The organism is Paenibacillus terrae (genome assembly GCF_005217525.1).
Taxonomy (GTDB): Bacteria; Bacillota; Bacilli; order Paenibacillales; family Paenibacillaceae; genus Paenibacillus; species Paenibacillus terrae_C.
On record NZ_PNXQ01000004.1, the window covers coordinates 60,038 to 60,306 of the forward strand.

Here is a 269-nt window from a genome sequence, read left to right on the forward strand (position 1 = left end):
AAGTGGTTTTAGCTCCTTTGTTAAAATGCGAGTTCCTTTTAGCAAGTTCCTTCATCCACTGAGCCAACTGCTTTAAATCATACATGATTATTCATCTTAAAAGCCTATCCTCCTTCCCACCAGCTCTAAAGAAATTGTAATTCTTGATGTGTTACAAGAACGATAAAAATAAACATATCATTTCTTTTTTTACAAAATAATCAATAAAAGACCAATCCCTTATGATTGGCCTAATCTGATTGCATATGATCTTGAAGACTCTCCATAGA